The sequence below is a fragment of the Klebsiella michiganensis genome, assembly GCA_000963575.1.
Taxonomy (GTDB): Bacteria; Pseudomonadota; Gammaproteobacteria; order Enterobacterales; family Enterobacteriaceae; genus Cedecea; species Cedecea michiganensis_A.
In genome coordinates this window covers 1,175,683-1,195,347 of sequence record CP011077.1, presented here as the reverse complement: position 1 = coordinate 1,195,347, position 19,665 = coordinate 1,175,683, and the positions used below count along the sequence as shown (strand labels likewise).

Annotated in this window: 19 protein-coding genes; 4 read left to right on the top strand and 15 right to left on the bottom strand. The window is 55.5% G+C overall.

From position 1 onward, the window contains the following. Positions 1 to 169 precede the first annotated feature (169 nt). The 5 genes from VW41_05640 to VW41_05620 all read right to left on the bottom strand — a co-directional run bounded on the left by VW41_05640 (position 170) and on the right by VW41_05620 (position 6,871). Positions 170 to 3,289, bottom strand: a complete 3,120-nt coding sequence (locus VW41_05640; GenBank protein AJZ88551.1) for a cation transporter — start codon at positions 3,287 to 3,289, stop codon at positions 170 to 172. Further along, positions 3,286 to 4,752: a cobalt transporter gene (locus tag VW41_05635; protein AJZ88550.1), complete on the bottom strand. Its 1,467-nt coding sequence runs from the start codon at positions 4,750 to 4,752 to the stop codon at positions 3,286 to 3,288. The genes VW41_05640 and VW41_05635 overlap by 4 nt, the downstream gene beginning before the upstream one ends. After that, positions 4,752 to 6,005, bottom strand: a complete 1,254-nt coding sequence (locus VW41_05630) for a heavy metal RND transporter (protein AJZ88549.1) — start codon at positions 6,003 to 6,005, stop codon at positions 4,752 to 4,754. The genes VW41_05635 and VW41_05630 overlap by 1 nt, the downstream gene beginning before the upstream one ends. A gap of 11 nt (positions 6,006 to 6,016) precedes the next feature. Continuing rightward, a complete protein-coding gene (locus VW41_05625) occupies positions 6,017 to 6,307 on the bottom strand; it encodes a hypothetical protein (protein AJZ91875.1) in 291 nt (96 codons plus the stop codon). Between the two features lie 153 nt (positions 6,308 to 6,460). Continuing rightward, the gene (locus VW41_05620; GenBank protein ID AJZ91874.1) at positions 6,461 to 6,871 is read right to left on the bottom strand and encodes a hypothetical protein; all 411 of its coding nucleotides are present in this window, start codon (positions 6,869 to 6,871) and stop codon (positions 6,461 to 6,463) included. A 411-nt stretch (positions 6,872 to 7,282) separates the two neighbouring features. Between VW41_05620 and dcuC the strand changes: the two genes are divergently transcribed. Together dcuC and VW41_05610 are read left to right on the top strand one after the other, a co-directional pair. Further along, a complete protein-coding gene (gene dcuC, locus VW41_05615; protein AJZ88548.1) occupies positions 7,283 to 8,659 on the top strand; it encodes a C4-dicarboxylate transporter in 1,377 nt (458 codons plus the stop codon). 90 nt (positions 8,660 to 8,749) lie between these two features. Further along, the gene (locus VW41_05610) at positions 8,750 to 9,553 is read left to right on the top strand and encodes a ribonuclease I (protein ID AJZ88547.1); all 804 of its coding nucleotides are present in this window, start codon (positions 8,750 to 8,752) and stop codon (positions 9,551 to 9,553) included. Positions 9,554 to 9,899: 346 nt separating this feature from the next. On the opposite strand, the gene VW41_05605 is transcribed toward VW41_05610, so the two are convergent. Next, positions 9,900 to 10,133 (bottom strand): hypothetical protein, encoded by a 234-nt coding sequence (locus VW41_05605; GenBank protein ID AJZ88546.1) that lies wholly within the window; start codon positions 10,131 to 10,133, stop codon positions 9,900 to 9,902. Positions 10,134 to 10,547: 414 nt separating this feature from the next. Between VW41_05605 and VW41_05600 the strand changes: the two genes are divergently transcribed. Together VW41_05600 and VW41_05595 are read left to right on the top strand one after the other, a co-directional pair. Next, entirely contained in the window at positions 10,548 to 11,924 is a 1,377-nt protein-coding gene (locus VW41_05600; protein AJZ88545.1) for a permease, read from the top strand. 162 nt (positions 11,925 to 12,086) lie between these two features. Next, the gene (locus VW41_05595) at positions 12,087 to 12,497 is read left to right on the top strand and encodes a nucleoside diphosphate kinase regulator (GenBank protein AJZ88544.1); all 411 of its coding nucleotides are present in this window, start codon (positions 12,087 to 12,089) and stop codon (positions 12,495 to 12,497) included. 236 nt (positions 12,498 to 12,733) lie between these two features. On the opposite strand, the gene VW41_05590 is transcribed toward VW41_05595, so the two are convergent. The 9 genes from VW41_05590 to VW41_05550 all read right to left on the bottom strand — a co-directional run bounded on the left by VW41_05590 (position 12,734) and on the right by VW41_05550 (position 19,664). Then, the gene (locus VW41_05590; GenBank protein AJZ91873.1) at positions 12,734 to 13,420 is read right to left on the bottom strand and encodes a hypothetical protein; all 687 of its coding nucleotides are present in this window, start codon (positions 13,418 to 13,420) and stop codon (positions 12,734 to 12,736) included. 167 nt (positions 13,421 to 13,587) lie between these two features. Beyond that, on the bottom strand, positions 13,588 to 14,535 hold the full coding sequence (locus VW41_05585) for a flagellar motor protein B (protein AJZ88543.1): 948 nt from the start codon (positions 14,533 to 14,535) through the stop codon (positions 13,588 to 13,590). Then, positions 14,535 to 15,398 (bottom strand): flagellar motor protein MotA, encoded by an 864-nt coding sequence (locus VW41_05580; protein AJZ88542.1) that lies wholly within the window; start codon positions 15,396 to 15,398, stop codon positions 14,535 to 14,537. Before VW41_05580 ends, VW41_05585 begins: the two co-directional genes overlap by 1 nt. 23 nt (positions 15,399 to 15,421) lie before the next feature. Continuing rightward, positions 15,422 to 16,108 (bottom strand): flagellar biosynthesis sigma factor, encoded by a 687-nt coding sequence (locus VW41_05575; protein AJZ88541.1) that lies wholly within the window; start codon positions 16,106 to 16,108, stop codon positions 15,422 to 15,424. A 24-nt stretch (positions 16,109 to 16,132) separates the two neighbouring features. Beyond that, positions 16,133 to 16,600, bottom strand: a complete 468-nt coding sequence (locus VW41_05570; GenBank protein AJZ88540.1) for a flagellar biogenesis protein — start codon at positions 16,598 to 16,600, stop codon at positions 16,133 to 16,135. Between the two features lie 12 nt (positions 16,601 to 16,612). Next, positions 16,613 to 17,167: a hypothetical protein gene (locus VW41_05565; protein ID AJZ91872.1), complete on the bottom strand. Its 555-nt coding sequence runs from the start codon at positions 17,165 to 17,167 to the stop codon at positions 16,613 to 16,615. Between the two features lie 470 nt (positions 17,168 to 17,637). Beyond that, positions 17,638 to 17,943, bottom strand: a complete 306-nt coding sequence (locus tag VW41_05560) for a hypothetical protein (GenBank protein ID AJZ88539.1) — start codon at positions 17,941 to 17,943, stop codon at positions 17,638 to 17,640. Further along, entirely contained in the window at positions 17,936 to 18,331 is a 396-nt protein-coding gene (locus tag VW41_05555) for a flagellar biosynthesis protein FliS (GenBank protein AJZ88538.1), read from the bottom strand. Before VW41_05555 ends, VW41_05560 begins: the two co-directional genes overlap by 8 nt. A 13-nt stretch (positions 18,332 to 18,344) precedes the next feature. Next, complete coding sequence (locus VW41_05550; protein ID AJZ88537.1) at positions 18,345 to 19,664, bottom strand: flagellar hook-associated protein; 1,320 nt, start codon at positions 19,662 to 19,664, stop codon at positions 18,345 to 18,347. Position 19,665 lies beyond the last annotated feature (1 nt).

Sequence of the window (19,665 nt, the reverse complement as noted above, 5' to 3'; positions counted from 1 at the left end):
GTTAGCTTACTGAATTATATCTCAATGAAAGCTAAATCTGCACATGACTTGTAAAGAAAATTATCCAGCATTCGTGCTCAACACGCTGATTTCTCAAATAGCTATCAGACAATTATGAATAAGGTTGTAGGCCGAAGCGCATAACTATATACGCCTCGGCCGATGGAACTTATTTCCGTTTTTTGATAAGCATATATACCGCCGGGATAACCAACATCGACAGCAGCGGCGCCGTCACCATTCCCCCAATCATCGGCGCGGCAATTCGCCGCATCACCTCTGATCCGGTACCATTGCCCCACATAATCGGCAGCAAACCCGCCATAATGGTGGCAACCGTCATCACCTTTGGCCTGACGCGCAGCACAGCGCCCTCATGAATAGCACGCCGCAGTATGCCATCATCCTGCACGTCATCGGTTTTTTGATGCCTGGTAAGCGCCTGATTTAAATAAAGCACCATGATCACACCAAATTCAGCCGCAACCCCTGCCAGGGCAATAAAACCAACGGCTCCGGCAACCGACAGGTTATATCCCAACAGATAGAGCAGCCACACGCCGCCAATTAATGAGAACGGTAAAGTCCCCATAATTAATAGCGCATCCTTTACTCGTGAGAAGGTGACATATAACAGTACAAATATGATTAACAAGGTAAAAGGCAGGACGATTTTTAATTTCGCCGTCGCGCGATCCAGGTATTCAAACTGCCCTGACCAGGAAAGGGAAACGCCTTCAGGTAATTTCACCTGCTCGGCCACGGCACGCTGCATATCCTCAACGGCGGATTTCAAATCACGGCCACGCAGATCGACATAAATCCAGTTTGAAAGACGCGCATTTTCACTTTTCAGCATCGGCGGTCCCTCTGTAATCGCAATATTTGCCAGTTCAGAAAGCGCCACCTGACTGCCGTTTGAGGTAATAACCGGTAAATCGCGCAATTTCTGCACGTTGTCGCGCAGTTCACGCGGATAGCGCACATTTATAGGAAAACGCTCGCGTCCTTCAATGGTTTCACCGATGTTTTCCCCTCCGATAACCGTGGCAACCAGCGACTGCAGCTCTTTAACCGAAACCCCATAGCGCGCCGCTTTACGTCTATCGATGTCGATATCCACATAGCGCCCGCCGCCCAGGCGCTCAGCCAGCGCAGACGTCACCCCAGGCACCTGCCTCACCACATGCTCAATCTGCTCGGCCACCGACTCGATGGCGGCAATATTATTGCCGTTCACCTTGATCCCAACCGGGCTTTTGATCCCGGTGGCCAGCATGTCCAGCCGGTTACGGATAGGCGGCACCCACACGTTGGCAATGCCCGGCACCTTCACCACGTTGTCCAGTTCGTTCACCAGCTTGTCCATCGTCATTCCCGGCCGCCACTGGTCGCGCGGCTTAAAGCGAATGGTGGTTTCTATCATCGTTAGCGGCGCAGGATCGGTGGCCGTTTCGGCGCGTCCGGCTTTACCAAAAACGGTTTCAACTTCCGGCACGGTTTTGATCAGACGATCGGTCTGTTGCAGCAGCCGCCCTGCCTCACGCGTCGAGATCCCCGGCAGCGTCGACGGCATATACAGCAGATCCCCCTCATCCAGCGGCGGCATAAACTCACTGCCCAGTTTGCTCAGCGGCCACAGCGTAGCCACTAACAGCACGCCGGCTACCGCAAGCGTTGTCCTCGGCCTGTCGAGCACCTTTTCCAAAATGGGTTCGTAGGCCGCAATCAGCCAGCGGTTAATCGGGTTGGCCTTTTCATCGGGGATCTTGCCACGAATGAACCAGCCCATCAGCACCGGTACCAGCGTTATCCCCAGCCCCGCGGCCACCGCCATCGAATAGGTTTTGGTGAAAGCCAGCGGCGAAAACATTCTCCCCTCCTGCGCCTCAAGAGAGAAAACTGGAATAAACGACAGGGTGATAATCAGCAAGCTACAAAACAGCGCCGGCCCCACTTCTACCGCCGCCTGTTGGGATATTTGCCAGTAATCCTCGCCGCGCGGCTGTTCTCCCGGATGATCGTGCCGCCACTGCTCCAGCACCTTGTGCATGTTTTCAATCATCACTATCGCCGCATCAACCATCGCGCCAATGGCTATCGCGATTCCGCCCAGCGACATAATATTGGCATTCACGCCCTGGTAATGCATGACGATAAACGCCCCCAGAATACCCAGCGGCAAAGTAATGATCGCCACCAGCGCGGAGCGGAAGTGGAACAGGAACAACGAACAAATAATGGCAACAACGATAAACTCTTCCAGCAGCTTGTGGGAAAGCGTTTCAATTGCGTTTTCAATAAGGTGAGAGCGATCGTAGACCGGCACAATTTCAACGCCCGCCGGCAAACTTTTCTGTAGCTGGGCCAGTTTCTCTTTCACCGCGTTAATCGTTTCAAGCGCGTTTTTGCCATAGCGCATCACGATTATGCCGCCCGCGACTTCGCCTTCCCCGTTAAACTCGGCGACGCCCCGGCGGATTTCCGGCCCCAGCCTGATGGAAGCAACATCGGAAAGCAGCACCGGCACGCCGTCGCGGCTGGCGATCGCGACCTGCTTAAAGTCATCCAGGTTTTTGAGATAGCCAGAAGTACGCACCATGTACTCGGCCTCTCCCATTTCGAGCACCGACCCGCCCCCTTCCTGATTGGCATTTTTTACCGCATTGATGACTTGTTCATGGGTGATATTCAGCGCCTTCATGCGCTCCGGGTCGAGCACAATCTGGTACTGGCGCACCATGCCGCCTACGCTTGCCACTTCGGAGACGTTAGGCACGGTTTTCAGCTCAAACTTCAGCGTCCAGTCCTGGAGGGCCCGCAGATCGGCCAGGCTGTGTTTCCCGGTTCTGTCCACCAGCGCATATTCATACACCCAGCCAACTCCGGTAGCATCCGGCCCCAGCGAGGCTTTGGCTTCCGGCGGTAGTTGAGATTGTACCTGGCTCAGGTATTCGAGCACCCGGGAACGCGCCCAGTAAGGATCGGTCCCGTCATCGAACAGAATGTAGACATAGGAATCGCCAAACATGGAGAAACCACGCACCGTTTTAGCGCCCGGGACGGACAGCATAGTGGTGGTCAGCGGATACGTGACCTGGTCCTCAACGATTTGCGGCGCTTTGCCCGGATAGCTGACCCGCACAATCACCTGCACATCAGAGAGATCTGGCAGCGCATCCAGCGGGGCCTTTTGCAACGACCACAGCCCCCACGCCGCCATAATAATGGCGGCCAGCACCACCAGCAGACGATTTTTAAGCGACCAGCGAATAACGGCGGCAATCATTTATGCGCCCCCGCCATTGGCATCAGGTGAGTGATAACGGCCCCATGTTCGTCATCCATCGTAAAGCTGAACATTACCGTATCGCCCGGCTTCAGGCCGGTGGGCGATGTCAGCGCAAAAGGCATGACCATCGCCCCCCAGTTCAGCGCGGGGATTGGATGATGAGCAATTGTAATAGCATCCGCACTGACCGCTTTGACCACGCCCTCTCCATCGTAGGTTGTTGCTGCTGGCGGAGCTTTAGGCTGCCCTTCCGGCTCCGGCAAAGCGCTGCGCAGGCTCGCCTCTGAGTCGATAAGGAACTGGCCGGAAGTGACCACTTTCTCCCCCTCATTCAGCCCGGAACGAATTTCCACCCAGCCTTTATCGCTGATGCCTGGCACCACGCTCACCGGGCGGAAGTGGCCGCCGTCTTCGGCAACCAGCACGCGGCTTTGACTTCCGGTTTCAATCAGCGACTCCTCGGGTACAGCCAGAACGGCGGCGTGAGGCTGTTGATTCGCCAGATGCACGCTGAGATACATGCCGGGCTTGAGCTTCATTTGCGGATTATCCAGCACAATGCGCGCCTTCAGCGTGCGGGTGGTGGTCTCGAGGTTCGGCAGCAGTTCGCTTACCCGCCCGTGGAATACCTCCCCAGGCCAGCTGTCTGCGGTCGCGACAATTTCGCTGCCCGGCTGCAATGCCTGAGCCTGCGACTGCGGGTAATCCACCACAATCCACACCGACGCAAGGCTTGCCACTTCGAACAGCGGAGCGTTCGCGGTCACCTGCTGCCCTTCCCGCGCCTCCAGCTTATTCACGTACCCGGCAAGCTTCGCGCGCAGGGTAACGCGGGTTTGGGGCTTGCCGCTGCGCTCAACCTGGCGAATGACCTCGGCGGGCATAAACTGCAGCTGCAGTCGCTCTCTGGCCGCAGCGGTTAAAGCGCTGTCTCCCAGCTTGCGTACCGCCAGAAACTCCTGTTGCGCCGCGGTCCATTCCGGGAACCAAAGCTGTGCCAGCGGTTCTCCGGCCTTCACGTACTGCTGCGGGGCTTTGACATACAGCGTTTCCACAATACCGTTAGCGCTGGCCGGGATTATCTGGACGCTGCGTTCGTCCAGCGTCACGGTGGCAAAAGCGGCGAACGGCACGCTCAGGGCCTTACGCTCAACGCTGGCCGTCTTAATGCCCAGGTTTTGCTGCTGCCGGCTGCTGACCGTCACGCCGCCATCGTTGGCCACTTCATCCGCATAGCGTGGCACCAGCGCCATATCCATAAACGGCGATTTTCCCGGCTTGTCGAACCGCTGGCCCGGCACCATAGGATCGTACCAGTAAAGCACTTTGCGGCCGCCTTCCTGTTGGGGCTGAACCTCGGCATTCTGCTGGGCGGTTTGCTGCTTCCCGGCGTAATATCCCGCGGCCAGCGCGGTAACGACCGCCACCGCCAGCAGGGAAAAAGTGAGTGATTTTTTCATTAGTTTACATCCTGTGGCGTGAGGTAGCGGATGGCAGCCCAGTTGGTGGCCACGGCTTTTTCCGCGCTGCTGGCGGTCAGTTCGCTGTCCAGAAGATCCCGGCGGGCGGCCAGCAGTTCAGCCAGAGAGGACTGCCCGGCACGATACTGAGACTCCAGCAAAGACAGACGCTGGCGCTGAAGCGGCAGCGCTTGTTCCTGCTGACGCTGCCAGACGCTTTGTGCAGCCTGATAATTCGCCACCAGGCTGTGAACCAGGGCGATACGCTCGCGGCGAGCCAGCGCCAGCTGATCGTTCGCTTCCATCGCACGGGAAACATCGGCGGAGTAGTCTTTATCCTGGCGCTGGGATTTAAACAGAGGTAAGTCGACGGTGAACATCACCCCCGCCATATCGTCGTACCCTTCCGCCCGGCGGCCGTAATACACCTCAATGCCAACATCCGGTTTAGCCGCCACGGCAGACTGCGCCGACTTTGCGCGAGCCACATCGGCTTCGCGGGCAGCCTCAACCACTTCCGGGTGCTGCATCACGCCTTCTTCAAGCACCGCCGGATCGGCAGGTAATCGCTGGTAGCGGGGCAGCGTGCCAACCACGCTATCTACCGTCTGGCCGGTCAACTGCAGCAACCGCGTCTGCGCCAGCGTGACATCGCGCTCGGCAAGCGTAACTTTGTCCTGCATAGTCAGCAGCGTCATGCGGATATCCACTACGCCAGAGGCGGGTGAACTGCCGCTGGCGACGGTGGCTTTCTGAACGCCAATTTGCCGCTCGGTTTCGCTCACCAGTTTACGAGCGGCCGTCAGCACGCGTTCAGATAAGGCAAGATCCAGCCATGCCTGTGCGGTGTCGCGTTGCAGATTGGCGCGAATCACCTCGGCTTTCGCCTGGCTGCTGGCCGACTGAGCCAGGATGGTGTCCGCTTTGCGATCGCGTTTTTCTTCGCTGACGTAGTCCTGCATGATGCCGATGCGCTGCATGGTCATGCCGTCGCGGCTAAAACGATGGTTATTACTGCCCTGCACCGGCACGTTTTCGATGCCAAACTTCAGCTTTGGATCGGGCAACTGCCGGGCAGAGTCGGCCATCGCGTTCAGGGCATCGCTCTGGTTACGGTTGGCGGACAGCGCCGCAGAATAGTGCTCGGCGGCCAGCAGAGTCTGTTGCAGGCTGAGCTCCGCCGCCTGAGCGGCGGAGACAGACGCAGTCAACAGCACCCCGCCAAGCCAGAGGCTCAGGGTGTGTCGTTTCATGGCAACCTCGGTTATTTCAGCGGGGTGGCGGAAACCAACTGGTACCCGGCTGCATGCTGGGCGAATGAGAAAGCAATCTTCTCTCCCACCGCTAACGCAGGCAGTGAACCGTCCTTCGGCAAAGCGAACGTCATGGTCATGGCTGGCCAGCCAAGCTCGGCGACGGGGTGATGGGCAATAGACACTGTATCGGCGGTGATTTTCTTCACTACGCCTTCGGTTTTATAAACCTGAGCAGAGGGTGAAGCCTGAGAAGACATCGCCATACCAGGCATATCAGACATCCCCTTCATGGAGGACATATCGTGGGAAGTTTCAGCGGAAAAAGCAGGGAAAGCGGCAACAACAAGCAGCGCACAGGCGGCAGCAGAACGAATAGCGTTAAACATGATTTATCTCCAAAACACAGTCAAAAAGGGAATGGGCAAAGCCCCAATGCATTGACGGTGCTGGAGTTATTCTCTAAAGCGGCAAAAACGAATGGTTGCCGGCGGTCCTGTTGTGGGAGGAGTAAGGTAAGGGGCGGATTCAACGGCCGCGGAACACTGAGGCGAGACCAGCGCGAGGGTATCGGCAACCGGCAGCGCCACCAGCGAACTGTGCCCGTTGTCTTTTTGCATGACGTCCGGCACGCAGTGTTTTTCACACAGCGGGTTGCTGAGTTTCGCCTGCATAGCCTTATCAGGCATCTGCATGGTGTCGCTATGCGGGGCTGCCATTGGGCCAGCCGTCATTTCAACCGGGCAATCGTAAGATGCTATCGCCACCTGACTGTTGACAAAAAACCAGCCCAACGCCAACAGCAGCATCAAAAGATGCTTCCTGATAAAGCGCCAGCGGCTTGTCGACCAGAGGGAGGTGTGCAGCATAAAAACCCCGACATAAAAGAGATCGGCAGTATAGGCGGCAGCCTGTGGCGTTTAAAAGTTTTTTTTAACTGCTTTACGAAAAAGCCACTTGTTAACAATCCAGCAAAGTAATCATTGTTTTCACATAACAAATCGTCGTTTTTACCGCCAAAATCCGCACGATTTTTATGCCTTATTTTTTATCAGCCGCGACGGTAAACGTAATGCAGCTAACAAAAGCTTTGCCTAAAGTTGATCCGTTGCAACGAAAATTGATGCTCATCAGAAACTCCAAACGGGTTCTGAGGCAAATTCTTAGCCCTTTACAGCCGACTGTAAAAAATCACTATTTTAATTTTCTGAGAGAAAACCACTTTTAGCCGCCAGCGTGAGGACGCCGAAGAGCGCCTTAACGTATCAGGGGATATCATGCTTACCATTCTGGAACTTATTATTGGGGTAGTGGTGATTGTGGGCGTTGCCCGCTACATCATCAAAGGCTACTCAGCCACCGGCGTGCTGTTCGTCGGCGGGTTGTTGTTACTTATCGTCAGTGCGCTGATGGGGCATAAAGTGCTGCCCGCCAGCGCGGAGAGCACCGGCTACACCGCTACGGACATTTTTGAATACGTCAAAATCCTGCTGATGAGCCGCGGCGGCGATCTGGGCATGATGATCATGATGCTCTGCGGTTTTGCGGCCTACATGACCCACATCGGCGCCAACGATGTGGTGGTCAAGCTGGCCTCTAAGCCACTGAAATTCATTAACTCGCCTTACCTTCTGATGATTGCGGCCTACTTCGTCGCCTGCCTGATGTCGCTGGCGGTATCTTCGGCAACCGGGCTTGGCGTGCTGTTAATGGCGACGCTGTTCCCGGTCATGGTCAACGTCGGCATCAGTCGTGGCGCTGCAGCGGCCATCTGTGCCTCTCCGGCGGCGATTATTCTGGCGCCTACTTCCGGGGACGTGGTGCTGGCAGCTCAGGCCTCTGAAATGTCGCTGGTGGATTTTGCCTTTAAAACGACCATTCCTATCTCCATCGCCGCCATCATCAGCATGGCCATTGCGCACTTCTTCTGGCAGCGCTACCTCGACAAGAAAGAGCACATCAACCATGAAATGCTGGACGTGAGTGAAATCCAGACTTCTGCGCCCTCTTTCTACGCCATCCTGCCGTTTACGCCGATCGTCGGCGTGCTGATTTTCGACGGCAAATGGGGCCCGCAGCTGCATATCATTACCATCCTGGTGATATGTATTTTGATTGCCGCCCTGATTGAGTTTTTCCGCAGCTTCAATACGCAGCACGTCTTCTCCGGGATGGAAGTGTGCTACCGCGGCATGGCGGACGCCTTTGCCAATGTGGTGATGTTGCTGGTTGCCGCCGGCGTATTTGCCCAAGGGTTAAGCACCATCGGCTTTATTCAAAGCCTGATTTCCATTGCCACCTCGTTTGGCTCGGCGAGCATTATTCTGATGCTGGTGTTGGTGGTGCTGACCATGCTGGCGGCCATGACCACCGGCTCCGGTAACGCGCCGTTCTATGCCTTTGTCGAAATGATCCCAAAACTGGCTCACTCTTCCGGAATTAACCCGGCTTACCTGACCATTCCGATGCTGCAGGCTTCAAACCTGGGCCGCACCATTTCTCCGGTTTCCGGTGTCGTGGTAGCCGTTGCCGGGATGGCAAAAATTTCGCCTTTCGAAGTCGTGAAGCGCACTTCCGTGCCGGTGGCCGTCGGCCTTATTGTGGTGATTATCGCCACGGAGATTCTGGTCCCTGCCGCAGCGATCGTTCACTAACAGGCAGGCATCATCGTTTCAAGCGCCTGCAACAGGCGCTTTTTTTATGCCTATAATAAGCCCGCCTCCAGGACAGATAAGAGAATAACGATGAATTTCACACCGCGATATTTACTGCTTTGCACCCCGCTTTTCCTCAGCCCTGTGGCTTTTGCCGACGCCCTTCAACCCAGCCAGTACGGGGATTTTGATCGCTACGTGTTAGCGCTCTCCTGGCAAACCGGCTTCTGTCAGAGCATGCACGACCGCAATCGCAACGAACCCGCGGAGTGCAAAGCCCAACAGGAACAGGCGGATAAAAGCGCTTTTCTGACCGTCCACGGCCTCTGGCCGGGCCTGCCAAAATCTATCGCCTCGCGCGGCGTCGATGAAAAACGCTGGATGCGCTACGGCTGCGCCACCCGCCCGATACCGAATATGGCTGAAGCCAGGGCCTCAAACAAATGCGCCGCGCCGGACACCGGGCTTTCCGTTGAAATGGCGTCAAAGCTGGCGGGCGTAATGCCCGGCGCCGGGGGGCAATCCTGCCTGGAACGCTATGAGTACGCCAAACACGGCGTCTGCTTTGGGTTTAACCCCGACGATTACTTCGGCACGATGGTACGCCTGAACGGAGAAGTGAAACAAAGCGCCTTTGGCCAGTTTCTGGCTCAGAACTACGGCCAGGTTGTGACGCGTAAAGCGTTTAACAAAGCCGTGAAGCAAACCTGGGGCAGCGACGCAGTGGACGCTATCAAACTCACCTGCGACGGCAACCCCAGCTACCTCACGGAGATGCAGATCTCCCTGTTGGCAGATAAGATCAACCAACCGCTGCAAACTGCCTCCTTTGCCCCGCAAAAACACCCGGGCAACTGCGGGAAGAGCTTCCGTCTGGACGCAGTTGGCTACTGATTGAATAAATACTGAAGTCAAAAATTAATCGCATCACTATTTGTTCCGGTTTTTTGGTTATAGCCTTCAGGTAACGGAACTGGAGGTCACCATGAGCAGAACAAAACGGTATTTATTGCAGTTGAAGGCACAGTTCGAGAGTGAAGGCAGTCGGCAAAAACTGCTGGGATTTATCTGGCTCTCGCCGCAGGAGCGCTATGACATTCTCAAAGAGCTTCTGCTGCCGATAGCGGAGCACAATGTTCGTTAATACCACTCGGGCCAGCGCATAAATCGGTGGCCCGGTCGTTCAATAATTCGTAAAAACATCCTTTCTGCAACGGTATAACCGAACGACGAGCCTTAATTAATAACCCGCGGCTTTATTAGCAGCCTTAATTCTTTCATTTCTCATATTTTTATCATGCGAGTCTTTGGCATTTAATATTTCACCCGTCGCGCTGATGAAATCCGAGGCCGTACAGCCGGTTAGCAGTAACGCCGTAGAGAAAAAAACTGCTTTAAGCATAGAACCATCCATGAAGAAGTTAATACCAACAATAGCAATTAGCCAGATTAAAAAAATACAAAGAAACTGCATTTCCCACTGATATTCAGCGGGCGTGGATTTTAGCCGGCGTGAAAATAAACACAAGAATTTTCCGCCCCGTTGAAATAAATTACCCATAAAGTATTACTGCCAGAAAAAATAATAAAAACACAGTCACGCTACTGCCTGCCCGACAACTGAATATTTCCTATCCCCCACATCCTCTGTCGGCGAACCAAACCCGGCACAGGCGCATGTCAGATTTTCTCCGGCCAAACAATTCTCCCGCTCACCTTTCGCGCTGATTATTTTGATTGTTTGAACTTCATCCCAAAATGTTAACAAACATTACAGAGTTCATTTACAGACAGCTGGATGTTACCGATATCATGTTACCGGTATCAACATCACCAGATAATAAGCTTTTGGTGCATTCATCTTAGAATTTGCCACTGGGGAAATAAAATGACTGAAATAACAACAAGTTTAGGCGCAGGAAGCCTGCTGGGTATTGCCGCCTGTTCCGTCGTGCTCCTGCTCATTTTGATCATGCGCTTTCGCGTGCATGCTTTTCTGGCGCTGACCCTGGTCAGCGTTATTGTCGCCCTCGTCACGGGCGTGCCCTTCGACAAAATTGTGCCCACGATTCTGGGCGGCTTCGGCAGCACCCTGGCGGGAGTCGCTTTATTGGTTGGGCTAGGCGCCATGATAGGCCGCCTGCTGGAAATTTCCGGTGGCGCAAAAGTGCTGGCGGATACGCTGATTGGCACCTTTGGCGCTCATCGGGCGCCCTTCGCGCTCGGCGTCGCCTCACTTCTGTTTGGCTTCCCGATCTTCTTCGACGCGGGCCTGGTGGTCATGCTGCCGATTATCTTCAGCGTGGCTAAGCAATTTGGCGGTTCAACCCTGAAATATGCGCTCCCGGCAGCCGGCGCCTTTGCGGTAATGCATGCGCTTCTGCCGCCACACCCAGGCCCCGTGGCCGCCAGTGAATTGCTGGGCGCGAACATCGGCCTGTTGGTGGTAGTGGGGCTGATTATCGCCATTCCGACCTGGTATATCGGTGCCTATCTCTTCGGGCTGTATGCTGGAAAGAAATTCGACATCCCTCTGCCAACCTCTTTCCTCGGCAAAATCGAAGTGGACGAAAATCACCAGCCACCGTCGTTTGGGATGGTGATGGCCATTTTACTGATGCCGCTGGTGCTGATTTTCCTTGATACCGGCCTCAACACCGCCACGGTGCTCGGCTGGGTCGGCGCCGACAATACGCTGGTGAACTTCTTGCGTATGCTGGGCAAAACGCCGATTGCGCTGCTGATCACCGTCTTTTTTGCGCTGATTGTCTTCAGCGGCAAGCACAGCCGTCAGCACCTTGAAAAAATTTGTGACGGTGCGCTGGGTCCGATTTGCGGCATTATCCTGGTCACCGGCGCCGGCGGTATGTTCGGCGGCGTGCTGCGCGCCAGCGGCATCGGCGACGCGCTGGCAGGCGTACTCTCGGACACCGGCATGCCGGTTATCGTTGCCGCCTTTGTTATCTCGACCGCGCTTCGCGTCGCTCAAGGGTCAGCCACTGTTGCCCTGACCACGACCGCCGCGCTGGTATCACCGATGGTCGAAGCCACCACCGGTCTCAGCCAGTTCGACCTGTGCTTTATCGTTATCGCCATCGCCGGGGGAGCAACCGTGCTGTCCCACGTAAATGACTCAGGCTTCTGGCTGGTGGGGCGTTTCCTGGAAATGGATGAGAAAACGACGCTGAAAACCTGGACCGTGATGGAAACGCTGATCGGCACCATCGCCTTCCTGCTGGCGGCGCTGGGAAGCGTGATTTTGTAAGCGGCACGGGTAAAGTCAAAATGTGACTTATCTCGCTTTCAACTGAAGGCCAAGCTCAGTATCATCGTTCCAACATGAACAACCCTCGCCGGTTTCGGTGGGGGTTTTTCTTTGTACGATTTCAGCACATGAGTGCCCTGTTTTTTTTACACGGAGAGAACTATGTCCAGACCTGCCATCATCATCAACGAACTAGACGCCGAACGCCTTGACCGCCTGCTGGAACAGCCGCAGTACGCCAAAGCCCCGGTGGCAGAGGCGCTCAACGCCGAACTCGATCGCGCGGAGATGTGCAGCCCGGAGAAGATGCCACCGGATGTGGTGTCCATGAACAGTCGCGTAGAGTTCCGCGATTTAAGCACTCAGGAAGTCCACGTTCGCACGCTGGTCTACCCGGCAAACCTGACCGACAGCGACAGCCAGCTTTCCGTTATGGCCCCGGTAGGTGCCGCGCTGCTGGGCCTGCGTGTAGGTGATAGCATCAACTGGGCGCTGCCAAACGGCAGCCAGACTCACCTTGAAGTGCTGGCGTTGCACTACCAGCCGGAAGCCGCCGGTGAGCTTCACCGTTAATTCGATTCGCCGGGGCGGTCTCTCTTCCGGGAGGGGCTGCTTGTTAGCCACAAGCCCCCACGATTATGGAAGCGCAGCGATTATTCCGTTGGCTTCCAGCCCGGCTTTATATGCAGCCACCGCGCCGGGGAACGGCGCGCTTTATGTCCGGGTACTGATTTAAACCAGCATTTCGCTGCTGGCTTTTACCTTCCCCCTCGCCCCCTGAGGGGAGAGTGCCGGGGTGAGGAGTAGCCTTACAAAATCGCCTCCTCGGTCAAAATACGTTTCGCCCCCAGATAATGATCCTGCCAGTAATTGTCTGCCAACTGGCTGATGCGAATATTTAGCCCGGTTCTGGGCGCTTCGATAAACTGCCCTTCCCCTAAATAAACCCCGACGTGATCGGCGCTGCCCTGGCTTTTGATACTGAAAAATACCAGATCGCCGCGCCGAAGCTCACGCTGACTGATTCGCTTGATGCGCCTATCCTGGAACATTCCGTTGGCGGTACGCGGAAGCTTTTGGCTGAGCAGCTGGTTATAGGCGTAATAAATTAGCCCGCTACAGTCGAACCCTTGTTCCGGCGTCTGCCCGCCCCAGACATAGGGTTTACCCAGCTGGAGCTTGAGGCGGGCGATCACTTTGTGGAGGGTGGCTTCAACCCGCGGGCTGCTCATCTCAGCCATAAGCGCTTCGGTCGCCAGCGGCCACAAAGCTTCAGAACCGCCTATCAACCCAGGTCGCCAGCGAATGTGCATGGCAAGCTGTTCACGGTTTAGAGCCCGGGCGGCTAGTTTTTCCGCGGCCTGGCGCTTTTTCTGTTCAGGCGTAGGCGGGACAACGGCGAGGCGCGGCCGGGCATTCGCGAGCAACCTCGCGCGATTCTTCATCCGTTCGCGAGCTTCTTTACTCTGCGGCTGCACGACCTGGGGGCGCTTCACTCCGGCTTTCGGCTTCTTAGCGGGTGAAGCCCAGGCTTGTGAAGAAAACAGAACAAAAAGCAGCAGAAAAAAAAATCCCGCCATGCGCCGGGAGAGTTCGGACGCAGGCGGAAAAGTGGAGACAATTGAGGTAGAAATCGATATGAACAAAACCAATACCTGAAAACTTATCGTGCCGTGGAGGGCTGCCGCGCGACGCGCTCGGCCAGAGGTTTAAGAACTTTCTCCCCGTGCTGGCCAAAGAACTGATATAGCGACGCGCTCGCGGAATGGGTTAACACCATAATTTCAATCCGGCGGTTGGCCGAACTGAGAGGATGCTCAGGATCGAGCAGCATCTGGTCCGCCATCCCGCTCACCTGCAGCACTTTCCCGTCAGCCAACCCGCCCTTGGTCAGCGCTTTACGTGCCTGCATGGCGCGCTCACCAGACAGGTTCCAGTTGTTGTAAAGCTCCTGATCGCGAAAGCGCGTGGAGTCGGTGTGCCCGGTAATAATGATTTTGTTATCTATGGAGTTCAGCGCCGTAGCAAACTCCGTCAGCAGGCGGTTAAAAAAGGGGGTCAGAATGGCGCTGCTACGCTGGAACATTTCTCTTTTTTGGTCATCCTGCACCAAAATACGCAGCCCCTGCGGCACGATTTCGATTTGCAAGTTGGACTGGGCATCATACGCAGAGGTGATCTTCATGATCACCCGGGCCAAATCTTCAATTTCCTGCTCAGAGCGGCGGTTCACGTCCTCCAGCCTTTCGCTCTGGCTTGCCGTTTTAGTCAATGCATGCAGGGCGGCGACATCCTGTTGAATATCGTGGCTGGCGTCATCCGGCTTCGATTTCCCGGCCAGGATGGTCACGCTCCCCCCGGAGCCGTTTGGCTGGGTTATGGGCGTCGCGGACATCCCGTCAAACAGCGAGTCGCTGTTAAGCAACGAGACAATCTCTTTACGCTCTTCTTCGGTGACCGCCCCCATAATCCACAGCACCATAAACAGCGCCATCATGGCCAGGGTAAAATCAGCAAACGCCACCTTCCACGCGCCGCCATGAACAGCGTCATGGCTTCTGCGTGAAGCGCGCTTAATAATGGTGGTAGGCCCCTTTGCTTTGCCACGCATTACGCTTCACCCGTCATCTGGTTTACCCAGCCATCGAGTGTGGCAAACGTGGGTTTGGAGTCCAGCGGCAGCATTTTTCGCCCGGCATCCACCGCCAGCAGCGTCGGTTTACCGGCAACGTGATTCACCAGCACGGTTCGCACGCACTCGAGCACCGCCATCTGCTTCTTGGTGCGCTGCTCCATGGCGTTTGCTACCGGATCCATCAGGCAGTAACAGAAAAAGACCCCAAGAAAAGTCCCCACCAGCGCGGCCGCTACTTTCACGCCGATAACGGCGATGGAGCCATCGATAGACTGCATGGTAATGATTATTCCGAGCACCGCGGCGCAAATCCCAAACCCCGGCATGGCCTCGGCGATACGCTGCAGCGAGCGGGACGGCAGCAGCAGATCCTCTTCCATCGCCACCAGCTCCTGCTCAAGGATCCCCTCCAGCTCGTGCTCGTTGATTTTGCCCATCGCCATCAGGCGGAAATTGTCCGAAATAAAGGTAATCAGCGCTTTGTCGCGCAGAATCAGCGGGTACTTTTGAAACAGCGGGCTACTTTCCGGCACTTCAATATGCTCGTCCAGCACCTTCAGACCGCCGTCCTGCACCAGTTCCAGCAGCTCAAAAAGCAGCATCAGCAGCTGGCGCTGATACTCATCGGTATACTCATTTTTGCGCATCACGCCGCGAAACTGGCGGTACATTTCGGCCAGCACCGCTTTAGGGTTAGCCAGCACCAGCGCCCCAAAACCGGCCCCTAAAATGATAATGATTTCACCAGGCTGCCAGAACGAAGCCAGCCGCCCGCCGGACATAATAAAACCGCCGACAACACAGACGAAAATAATCACTAAACCTAATAATTTCTGCATGAGTTTCCACTTCTCAAAAACTGCTAAAAAAACTGCTCAATTTTTTGCGCTATTTTTTTATTCAGCTGGCAAATTCGAGCCTCCGTCAGCCCCAGCACCAGCGCTATCTCTTTCAGGCTCATTTCATGCTGGTAGTAAAGCGTCAAAATCATTTGTTCACGTTCATCAAGGCTTGCCAGCGCGGTTTTCAGCGTGCGGCTCACCATCACTTCTTCTTCTAAATTTCTGCCATTCAATGAAACAGAATGCGTTTCGCTGCTGAGCAATTCATCCAGGCTGTCCATCGACTTCGCGCAGTCCAGCAGCAGATACTCCTGATACTCTTCGGCATCGATCTCCAGCCTCCCGGCAAGGTCTGAAAAGCTGGGCGGACGGCCAAGCTCACGGGCAACCTCCCGGATAGCGTCGTTCAATTTGTGGGTCTTTTGCCGCAGGCGGCGAGGACGCCAGTCGAGCTGACGAAGCTCATCCAGCACGGCCCCTCGAATGCGGTGCACGGCATAAGCCCCGAACTGTTCATCAGGATGACCATAGCGGCGCAAAGAGCTGAGCAACCCCATCAGGGCAATCTGCTCCATGTCTTCTTTGTCCATCACGCTGCTCGCCTGATATGAAAGCTGCTTCACAACCCGATGCACCAGCGGTAAGTAAGCATTCACATAATGTGACTCTTCCGCAGGCGTCAGCGCATCATCAGCAATAAAATCCATCATTTCCCTTACCGCCGTGGTGACTTACTGAAAGACCATCTTGCTGATGATCACATCCTGAAACGGTATGGTGCTGTTGAGGCTTCTGAAGCGTTCGCCATAGGCCTTCATTAGCTCTGCTTTCAGCTCGGAAACGCTCATAGCACGCACCCTGTCATAGTGCATGTCGGAGAGCAGGCTCACCGTGGCGCCGCGTACCGCCGGGGACATGTCGTTAATCCTCTGCACGCTACCAGGATCGTTGGTCGCTAAGGCCAGCTCCAGCAGCAGGTAACGTTCTTTACTCCCGTTGCTTTGCAGAGTGATAACGACATTTTTAATTTCGACAAACTCAACGCGCTGTTCATCCGTGGAGCTGAACAACGAGGTCAGCATGCCGCTTCCGCCCTCATCCCTGCTCAGAACGTGAGTACCCACTATGGTCAACACCGCCGCAAACGCGGCGGCAATAAGGGCGATTAACAGCCCCAGAGAAAACGTTTTTACTGTCATAATTTTCTGTTATTAAACGGTCATTAGAACGGAGGCATCTTCACGCCGCTCGGTGGCTTGCGCCTCGAGGTCTAAGGCGGCGATAACATCCTGCTGTTGCTCGCGTGACGCCTGTTGCTGCCCGCCATCGCGCTGCCCGTTCTGAGAGGAAACCTGGACATTCACCTGCACAAAATTCTGCTCAGTCAGACTCTGACGTAAGTCATTACTGACCTGCTGAAGCGCACGGTAAACCTCCCCCTGGCTTGCATTAATCGTGACCTGCACGCGTCCGTTTTCGATCTGCACGGCAATGTCTATCTTGCCCATCTCCGGCGGATCGAGCCGGATGGTCGCGTGCTGGATCTGGTCCTTAATCTGCACCTGTAACCGTTCGCCGAGCGCGGACTGCAGCTGTTGAGTCCAGCGTGAAGAGTCGGGCGCAAGCTTGATGGTCGCCGAAGCAAGCGGGGTTTCACTCCCCACAGCGCCAGGCTGTATTACAGGGCGCAAGGTTGAGACAGCCACGCTGTCACCGGCATTCAACCCGGCCACAGGTGCCGTAATCTCAATGTTTTTTATCGCCATCGACGGCATGGCTGGCAGTGCGCCGGCGTCAGTCAGCGTTGTCGCTTGTGCCAGGGCCGGCGAACCTGAGCCTGGCAAACTTACGGGCGAGAACAACGCTTCTCTCACCGGGGCTGGCGGAGTCGCATCAGCTATCAGGCTCGGGGCCGCGTTAACCGGCGCGGCCAGTGAGTCCCTTGCCGCCAGCAAGCCATCCAGCATTTGTTGAAGCAACATCACGGGCGCTCCGGCTTGTAGCGCAGAGTCTCCGTCTTCCTCTTCAGGCCCATGGAGAGTTGTCCCGGCATCGTCCAGTCCGACATCATCCCCAGGCCCGGTTTGCATCACGCTCAGCATCGAAAGCGTAAAAGGCAATGGAGTGGATACCGCGGGCTGCAATCCCGGGATGGCAGGCGCAATGCTGTGCGGCGTGACGGCATTCTGTAAGCCCGGCGCATCAGCCAGCCCCAAAGGTGAGGAGACCATCTTCATCATCGAATGTCCCCTTCATCCATAAAAGCTGCGTAGGCCGCAATCCCCTCCTGATTGCGACGCTGTAGCGCCATTTTTCGCTCCAGTTCTTCGCTTTTCTGGCGACACCTGTCGTTCACTTTCCGGTGCATACGCCGCAGCGCCTCCAGGGCAACACGCTTCTCATCGCTAAGGGGCTCCCCCGCTAATGAAGCGAGTAGCGAAGCGATTTGCTTGTCTACTTCCTGCACCTGAGACCAATTTTCGTTCTCTGCCGCCACGTCAAGCGCGCGCGTCAGGAAGCGAATGACCTGAATATCATTCATGCTGCTGGCCCATTTTTTGCCACCCGTCCTGCAGGTTGCCGAGGATCTTTTCCACCTCATCAACGTACTCAACGGAGAGTTTGTGGCTCGCGTCATACAGGCGATACACGCAGTAGTCATAAAGGTTGGCGAGGCTTAACGCCAAATCGCCCCCTTTGTCATAATCCAGGGCGCTGGTTAGCGCGTTAAGAATGTCGATGCACTTGTTAATGCTCTGCACCTTGCGCTCGTAACGGCGAGCAGCAATGTGGCTCTTCGCGCGGACTAACTCATCCATCAGGCCGTTAAACAACATCAGTACCAGCTGATGCGGGCTCGCCGCTGCGGCCTGAATGGCCAGATCGGACTGCTGATAGTGGCCGAGGCCCTCCTGCTCATTTCCATACATAACTTACTTTCCCTTAGGCCAGGCCAAACATACTCATGGTGTTATTCATCTGCGTCATGATGGACTGCAGTTGGGTAAACTGTTTCAGGTAGCGGTTATATGAGGTGTCATATCGCGCCTGGATTTTGTCCGTTTTGATGTCGATTTCCGTTTGCTGGCGATCCAGCGTTTCCTGGCGCCCTTTCAGCAGGCCGTTAGACGTGTTGAGGTATTTATCCAGCGACTTATCCATGCTTTTAATCAGCCCGCTATTGCCGTTAAACAGTTCATTCAGGCCATGGGGATCGTTCTGAAGAGCCTTATCGAGGCGGGTACTGTCGATGGATAACGTGCCGTCCCGACTGGCGGTGATACCGTAGTCGGTCATATTTTTTTCGCCGAAAGTCTGACGCAACAGGTTATTCAGATCCCTTTCCAGCGAGGCTATCCCGGCATCACCGGCAAAGGCGCCGCGATCTTTCCCGTCGCTGCCGCTGTTGGTGAGCTTACCCAGCTCGGTTTTCAGCGTATTAAACGCATCCACAAAGCTCTGTATCTGCTCTTTAGTGGCGGTGTTATCTACCCCGATATTGATACGCAGCGGCTCATCGCCGTCCTTTTGCGCTTTCGTCAGTTCAATGGTGACGCCGTCGATAAGCTTATCGAGGGTATTAGAACTACTTTCATAGACCTTATCGCTTTCACCCAGCTTAAACTCCGCGTTACGCGGTTTGGTGATGGTTTCTGACACGCCAAATTTTTGCGCGCTAGCCGGATCCAGACCGCTGGCATTGACCTCAACAATGTTGTCTTTGCCGCTTTCATCACTGCTCAGCATCAGGCTGACTTTACCGTCGGTACGAATCAGCGAGGCGGTCACTTTCGGCGCGTCTTTATCGTTATTGCTATTGATCTTCCGGGTCAGATCCGACATCGACTCCAGGCCATCCATCTCGATATCCATCGACTTACCGTTGATGGTGATGGTCATGGTTCCGGCCGCATTTTTGATCGACTCGTCGGTCATATCATCGAACGCAATCTGGTGCGCGGAAGCCAACTGCTGCACGAACAGGTTGTAAGCGCCTTTCTGCGCACCGCTCCCTGCGGTCACGTTAGCCACGCCTTCAACATTCGTCGTGGCCACGTTCTGCAGCATCCCGCTGTCGGTTTTATTCAATCCGGTTAATGCGCTTCGAAAGTCGCTCAAAGCCGTGCGAAGCGCCGTCAATGCCGCTTTTTGAGCAGTCAAAGAGCTGGTCTGTTTTTTCAGCGCCGCCTGCATAGCGGCGATGTCATACCCCGCTAGCTGCGTGGCCAGAGTTTGCGGATCCAGGCTGGTCAAATCAGACATT